The organism is Legionella drancourtii LLAP12 (assembly GCF_000162755.2).
Taxonomy (GTDB): Bacteria; Pseudomonadota; Gammaproteobacteria; order Legionellales; family Legionellaceae; genus Legionella; species Legionella drancourtii.
Map to the genome: position 1 here is coordinate 167,059 of NZ_JH413850.1, position 5,196 is coordinate 172,254.

Here is a 5,196-nt window from a genome sequence, read left to right on the forward strand (position 1 = left end):
TCGGTTGGAACCGAAAGGGTTTGAATTCGCAACTCCTTATTTTTTCTAGCTTTCGCTTCCACGCAACAATGCCTCCCCGCTTAGGCGGGGATCCATTCCTCACTGGCTATAATGCCAATTCATGGATGGTTTCCCGCCTGCGCGGGAATGACAGATTTCCTTAACTTAATCTTTAACCTCTCGATTCTAATTCACTCACAATTTCTTTTTCCACAATCGTTTCACATAACCTCTCTTTAAATTCATCGGTAAACATCCCTTATTTAGTGGCGCTTAATTACGCCCCCAAAAGTCTCTCGCAAATCCATGAAAAATTTTCGACAAAACCCACACTTGCAAAAGATGGGCTTTTTGCACTATATTTACATATCTAGTACTCTCAAATTTTTTTTATGTTCATAATTGAGGATAACCAACAAGCAATGACCCATCACGTCAAGCTCTCTCGTAAATTAATCGCCGCACGAAATGACAAGCAAGCCGCCTTTCTTGATGCAATTGATCGATTTGATCTCACTTTTGCCGTAGGTCCAGCGGGAACCGGTAAAACCTATCTTGCCGTCTCTAAAGCCATACAATGCTTTGAAAAAGGCGAGGTACAAAGACTAATTTTTGTCCGACCTGCTGTGGAAGCTGGTGAGAAACTAGGTTTTCTTCCTGGAGACTTAGTAGAAAAAGTATTGCCCTATTTAAGGCCAATTTACGATGCTTTATACGAAATGATTGGGTTTAAAGAAACACAAAAGCTCATTCAAAGCGATATTATTGAAGTGCTGCCCCTAGCCTTTATGCGCGGACGGACTTTAAATGAATCATTTATTATTCTTGATGAGGCGCAAAATACAACCATCATGCAAATGAAAATGTTTTTAACGCGCATGGGTTTTGGTTCTAAAACAGTAATCACAGGTGATATGACCCAAGTAGATCTTCCTCGAGGTATTGATTCCGGACTAGCCAATGCAGTAGGATTATTCAAAAAAATACCGGAGATTAGCATTCATACATTCACAAGCCGCGAAGTAGTACGGCACCCTCTGGTTTCACAAATTGTTGACTGTTATGAACATGAATCAGCAGGAAAAAAGAAATAACTTTATGACTTATTATATAGATATCCAAAACGCAACCGATGAGCCTTTAGCAATAGACGAGAATGAAATTACTCATGTGGCTTCACTGGCATTAAGAGATTACCAAAAAAAAGCAGAACTAACGGTTCGTTTTGTCAATCACGAAGAAATCACCTATTTAAATAATACGTACAGAAAAAAAAACAAACCCACTAATGTGTTGGCATTCCCTAGTGAATTACCTCTTGAAATCCAATTAGAATGCCCCCTTTTAGGGGATGTCATTATTTGCCCAGACGTATTGCTTGCGGAAAGCAACGAGCTGAATAAAACGTTGGAAGCACATTGGTCCTTAATACTGATTCATGGAATTTTGCACTTACTGGGTTACGATCATATTAAAGATGAAGATGCCGCAGTAATGCAGTCAATTGAAATTAAATTGTTAGCTGAATTAGGTTATGCTAATCCTTATGACGCAGAGGGTAATCAACTTGAATAGAGAGGACGAAGGCGGTTCTTGGTTTACACGCTTAAAACATTTTTTGCAGGGTGAACCTCAAAATCAGGAAGAACTTGTTAGTTTGTTAAGAGATGCCCAGATTCGCTCTCTTATTAACTCCGAAACACTGGCAATGATAGAAGGTTCTATCCTTTTTTCCAAAATGCGTGTGCGCGACATCATGCTGCCCAAAAATCAAATGGTTTGCATTAAGCAAAATGAAAAACTTAATGACATAATCAAAACAGTTACCCAAACTGGACATTCAAGGTTTCCTGTAACGGATGAGAATGGGGAGGAAGTTATAGGGATATTGCACGCCAAAGATTTATTACGCGGCCAAGCCAGCACTGAAGACTCATTTGATTTATTGGATATTTGCCGTCAAGTTACTTTTGTTCCTGAAAGCAGACGTCTCGATAGCTTACTCAGTGAGTTTCGCAGTACGAAAAACCATATGGCCATCGTTGTCGATGAATATGGTGAAGTATCAGGATTTGTCACGATTGAAGACATTATCGAACAGATAGTTGGCGATATTGAAGATGAGTTTGATATCGATGAAGATGCCTACATTAAAGCGCATGATAATGGACACTATATTGTGAAAGCACATACTCCTATCGATGAATTTAACGAGCAACTCAATACTAATTTCAGTGATGAGACTTATGATACGATTGGTGGTATTGTACTGAACAGCTTTGGTTATTTACCTACTCGTGGGGAAACGATAACCATAGGCTCCTTAGAATTTAAAATTATTAATGCGGATGCGCGACGAATAAAACTGTTAGAATGCGTTGAAAAACAATGATTGCGCTCTTAACCTGAGGCTTATTATGAATGGCAATATTCTCATAATTGATGATGACACAGAACTTACTGACTTATTGACTCAATATTTAGAACCCGAAGGTTTTCATGCTGTTTGTGTGCATGATGGTGAAAATGGAGTAAAAAAAGCATTAAATCAACCTTTTGATGCCATTATTCTCGACGTAATGCTCCCCAAGCTAAATGGTTTTGAAGTGCTAAAAGCCATTCGTGAGCATTTGGAAACCCCAGTTTTGATGTTGACAGCCCGCGGTGATGATATTGATCGCATCGTAGGACTTGAAATTGGTGCTGATGATTATTTACCCAAGCCTTGCAATCCTCGTGAATTAGTCGCTCGCTTACGCGCTATTTTAAGACGTACACAAAAAATTCCAGCGGCAAGACCCATTATTGAGCAGCATAATATCGTAGTTGATTGTTCTAAACGTCATGTGACCCTGGCAGGAAATTATCTTGAATTAACTAATGCGGAATTTAATATTCTGGAAATGTTAATTAAATCTCCAGGCCAAGCTTTTTCAAAAGAAGAGTTGACTGAATATGCTCTGGGTAGAAAGTATACAGCTTATGATCGCAGTATTGATGTACACATTAGTAACTTAAGAAATAAGTTGGGTGATAACCCACAAGGCGAGCCTATAGTCAAAACTGTCAGAGGTTTTGGGTATTTATTTAATGCGTAGTTTGTACTGGAAAATTTTTATCTCGTTTTGGCTTGCAACGATCCTTATTATCTTTACAACGGCCTGGGTTATCAGTCACATTGCACAAAAATCCTCACTGCCTGCCCAAGAACAACTATTTATGGACAGTTATGCAAATGCAGCAGTTGCAACATTTGAATCAGGTGAGCAAGCCGCCCTGTTAAAATGGCTCAATAAGATAGGTATTTCCCGACATATGACCCTGTACCTGTTATCAAGTACTGGCGATATTATCAGCACCGATGCACCACCAGAAAATGTAAAACAAATTGCCGAAAATCTTCTAAAAGATCAATTAAGCGAAGGTATTTTAAAATCAGGCAAACTCATTGTGAGCCATGAAATTATCTCAACCTCGGGAAAATTTTATCGACTGGTCGCAGTCAGCGAAAAACCCCTTTCCCATTTTGTGGGCATTCCCTGGGCCGGCTTAGCCTTACGCCTAATTTTAGCAACATTTATGAGTGGTCTTATTTGTTATTTACTCTCACTTTACCTCACCCAGCCACTACGTTCTTTAGGAATGGCTGCCAAATCAATTGCAACAGGGAAGCTTAGTACCCGTGTAGGCCATTTAAGAGGCCATCATAAGGATGAAATAGCGCAGTTGAGCGACGAATTTGATCGCATGGCGGAACAACTAGAGCATTTGGTTAGCTCGAAAGAACGCTTATTACAGGATATTTCGCACGAATTACGCTCCCCTATTGCTCGCCTGCAAATTGCCATTGAGCTAGGCCATAACAAAACCAAACACCTTGCCGACGCTGAATTTAAACGCATGGAACTTGAATGCGTGCGCTTAAATTACTTAATCAGTGAAATCTTGGATTTTGCGCGTCTGGATAAATCAACAACCGACCTGCATTTAAGCTTGATTAATGTTCCTACTCTGTTGCAAGAAATCATTAAAGATGCGAACTATGAGTGTGGAATTGAATCGCCCCGAGTATACGCGGGTACCATGGAGCCTTGTATTTTATCAATCGATCAACGCTTAATTCATAGAGCAATAGAAAATGTAGTACGCAATGCCTTACATTATTCGCCCATAACAGAACAGGTTCAAGTTTCATTACATTATGCTGAAAACAAAGAGTACGTGTACATCGACGTTAGTGATAAAGGCCCAGGGGTTCCACAGAAACAATTAGAGAAAATATTTAATCCCTTTTATCGCGTCGATACTTCCAGGGAGAAAAAAACGGGAGGCTATGGTCTGGGACTAGCTATTGCTTTTCGCGCCATTCAATTACATGAAGGTGTAATTAGTGCACAAAATAATGCGCATGGTGGCCTATTAGTGCGAATTAGTCTCAAGAACAATAAAGTCTCGTGACAAAATAATGATTATTTGTAAAATATGCATCACCCGATCATTTTAAATCTTAATAAATTAGGGACAATCATGACCGCACAAACAAAACTCTTTGAATTTTTATGTGAATTAATTGACATCCAAATTAAAAAATATGTTGGTCTTGCCACCTACGGTGTAGGTCCTGATGCCCGTATGAATGGACATTTAGTTTGCGAAGAAGTTAATGAACTACTCCAATTAAGCAAAGAATTACAAGAAGAAATCGATGAACCATCTAGTGTTAGGGCAAATCATTTTGACACTATTTTAAAACAAGTGCATTTTTATGTAGAACAAGAATATTTAAGGGCTCGGGCGGGATGGTTACTTGATGACAATCCAATTCATTCCCCCGCGCTACACCGAATTAGCGCCCAATTAGACGAATTAAAGAAAATAGCGAAGAGCGCCGGGATAAAAGAGCTTCCACAACCCTCTGTCCCTCAAACAAAAATACAAGAACAATGCCAACATGATAGCAATGAGATCGCCTTTCTAATCTTAGATTTAGCTCAAAAAGTTAAAGAAAATCCCGAAAAGGAGATTGATTCCAATATAGTACCGAAGCATGCCATTCAAATAATGCAAAAAAATGCCACTGGACGATATTGCGAAGAGACGATTTCCCAAGAAATTGATAAATTAAAAGAACAATGTGAGCGCCATTTGCAGCAGTCACCGCTAAAAAAAAAGACACCATCCAATTAAGCCGCGAAG

Annotated in this window: 6 protein-coding genes; all 6 read left to right on the forward strand. The window is 39.3% G+C overall.

The annotated features are described in order from the left end of the window. Nucleotides 1–392: 392 nt before the first annotated feature. The 6 genes from LDG_RS18205 to LDG_RS18230 all read left to right on the forward strand — a co-directional run bounded on the left by LDG_RS18205 (nucleotide 393) and on the right by LDG_RS18230 (nucleotide 5,187). On the forward strand, nucleotides 393–1,094 hold the full coding sequence (locus LDG_RS18205) for a PhoH family protein (protein WP_324602973.1): 702 nt from the start codon (nucleotides 393–395) through the stop codon (nucleotides 1,092–1,094). A 4-nt stretch (nucleotides 1,095–1,098) separates the two neighbouring features. Beyond that, entirely contained in the window at nucleotides 1,099–1,575 is a 477-nt protein-coding gene (ybeY, locus tag LDG_RS18210) for an rRNA maturation RNase YbeY (RefSeq protein ID WP_006872954.1), read from the forward strand. Continuing rightward, nucleotides 1,535–2,392 (forward strand): HlyC/CorC family transporter, encoded by an 858-nt coding sequence (locus LDG_RS18215; protein WP_050805600.1) that lies wholly within the window; start codon nucleotides 1,535–1,537, stop codon nucleotides 2,390–2,392. The genes ybeY and LDG_RS18215 overlap by 41 nt, the downstream gene beginning before the upstream one ends. A gap of 25 nt (nucleotides 2,393–2,417) precedes the next feature. After that, the gene (gene cpxR, locus LDG_RS18220; protein ID WP_006872956.1) at nucleotides 2,418–3,098 is read left to right on the forward strand and encodes a two-component system response regulator CpxR; all 681 of its coding nucleotides are present in this window, start codon (nucleotides 2,418–2,420) and stop codon (nucleotides 3,096–3,098) included. Further along, entirely contained in the window at nucleotides 3,091–4,458 is a 1,368-nt protein-coding gene (gene cpxA, locus LDG_RS18225; RefSeq protein WP_040536660.1) for a two-component system sensor histidine kinase CpxA, read from the forward strand. The genes cpxR and cpxA overlap by 8 nt, the downstream gene beginning before the upstream one ends. A 69-nt stretch (nucleotides 4,459–4,527) precedes the next feature. Beyond that, nucleotides 4,528–5,187: a hypothetical protein gene (locus LDG_RS18230; protein WP_006872958.1), complete on the forward strand. Its 660-nt coding sequence runs from the start codon at nucleotides 4,528–4,530 to the stop codon at nucleotides 5,185–5,187. The last annotated feature ends 9 nt before the right edge of the window (nucleotides 5,188–5,196 follow it).

Bases quoted from the DNA above. Each gene is read 5' to 3' on its own strand.
- cpxR (WP_006872956.1), top strand. From the start codon at position 2,418: ATGAATGGCAATATTCTCATAATTGATGATGACACAGAACTTACTGAC.
- LDG_RS18230 (WP_006872958.1), top strand. From the start codon at position 4,528: ATGACCGCACAAACAAAACTCTTTGAATTTTTATGTGAATTAATTGAC.
- cpxA (WP_040536660.1), top strand. From the start codon at position 3,091: ATGCGTAGTTTGTACTGGAAAATTTTTATCTCGTTTTGGCTTGCAACG.
- ybeY (WP_006872954.1), top strand. From the start codon at position 1,099: ATGACTTATTATATAGATATCCAAAACGCAACCGATGAGCCTTTAGCA.
- LDG_RS18205 (WP_324602973.1), top strand. From the start codon at position 393: ATGTTCATAATTGAGGATAACCAACAAGCAATGACCCATCACGTCAAG.
- LDG_RS18215 (WP_050805600.1), top strand. From the start codon at position 1,535: ATGCTAATCCTTATGACGCAGAGGGTAATCAACTTGAATAGAGAGGAC.